Annotated in this window: 2 pseudogenes; both read right to left on the bottom strand. The window is 39.9% G+C overall.

From position 1 onward, the window contains the following. Positions 1–464 precede the first annotated feature (464 nt). A pseudogene (locus A7090_RS24970) lies at positions 465–551 on the bottom strand (IS1 family transposase); the annotation flags it as partial. Between the two features lie 1,023 nt (positions 552–1,574). Next, a pseudogene (locus A7090_RS26275) lies at positions 1,575–1,728 on the bottom strand (secretion protein EspT); the annotation flags it as partial.

Raw genomic sequence — 1,728 nt, 5'->3', positions numbered from 1 at the left:
TTTATGGAAACCGCCAGTCCATTCCCGGGAGGAAAGCATGGTCTGGCAAAAGTGTAGCGATATCAGGCGCAGCTATTTAGCTGGGGGGAGCTGTGCACAAAAAAGGCCACGCCATGCGCAGCCGGAAATAAAGGGATAACGATGAAAGTTCGAGAAAAACAAAAATAACGCTTTTGTGGCAGTGCATGGAGCCTCCCGCTGAATTCAGTATCAGCACTTAAATCCGCGATTATCACAGATACCTGCTTGCTGATTACCTCTCCGTACAGGAGGATTCGCCATACAGTAGTGTTTTTAATAAACAGCAAATAAAAAAATCAAGCATTATGCAGCCTGTTTCTTTTTATTTATCGCCGGTCACAGCAATACCACAGATCAGAACGCCATCAGCCAGTACCGACATGATCCCATTATCCTGCTGGTGAAATCCATCACACTCCCACTAAAAGCAGGATCACAACAGCTAAACCGGTCCGGCTTTTAGGGCTCTGACCATGGCGGTAGACCTGAGCAGACTGACAACGGGGACAATGAACAGTAACGCTGGCCATAAGAAAACCTCAAAAGTGGCATTATACATCAGTTCAACTAATTAGAGACATTAGCGATAAAAGGAGTTCTCATGCCAGAGTATATATCAAGAATCTCTTTAGGATGCAGTTCTTTTAGACGGTCGTCCATCCCGGGGAGGAGGGGCGATATTCTGCAATACACAATGGGAAAGAGAACCATCTGTTTCTCTATTAACCATATGAATAAACAGATTCTGAGCACAGCCTATCAGCAGATAACTAAAGATATTTCAGTATAGAAACAAGACGAAAATTTTTATAGCAGAGACAAAGGAAAGATAACATCTAAAATCCATTCAGGACGCTCTGAATAATGGGGGCCTACCAAAGCACAGAGAGGCGATGGATATTGGTGAGACACTTTAAAGTATTTTTAGATATAATTAGCGCATGCTGTGTCTGTTATTATACTAATAATATTTACGCCGAGAACAACACAAAAACACGGACGTAAATATTATTACTCAATGCTTTTCGGGGGTTATATAGTGCTTTCAAAAATTTTGTTTATGTATTCATTGTGTGTTTTTATTGGATTTTGTTTTTTTGTTTAAAATCAGCTCAAGAGAGGCAATCCTGCCCTCGAGCCATCTTCCAAGAAGCCCCCCCCCCAAGAACCCACTTCAGCCAGAAGACTGAACACAGAATCCACCTATGAAATCAACATAAGAAACCTTATAATGATGCCCATTAACCTTTATATGTGCACATCCTGCCTTAACAGCTTGCGACTGAGTAGACTGTATAAAAGCTGGACTTAGACTCATGGCGCGACTACCAAATAAACTAACAAAAGACATATCAACTCAACCCCATAAAAAAACATCCAAGTAAAAAACATACATCATGATCACGCTATAAGCAATAACGCAATGCATTATCCGTGACATTAGGGTAATGAAAAGTAAAAGACCACTTCCCGAGGAGATGGTTTAGGGATAAAAATACATTTTCTTATTACCCTAAAGAATTTAATACAAAAAAACAATCAAATCACTTCAATCAAACACATTTTAAATTTCTCTGAATCTCCTGCACAATAGTGTTATGAACCCTGTCACGGAATTTATTCATATCTATATTGTTAACATTATTCTCAAAAAAAGTATCCGCAAGGCTGCTTAAAGCTGTACGAATGCACTGATTTCTGACATCC

This window comes from Escherichia sp. MOD1-EC7003 (assembly GCF_002965065.1).
Lineage (GTDB): Bacteria > Pseudomonadota > Gammaproteobacteria > Enterobacterales > Enterobacteriaceae > Escherichia.
This window is presented reverse-complemented; position numbering and strand designations above follow the sequence as displayed.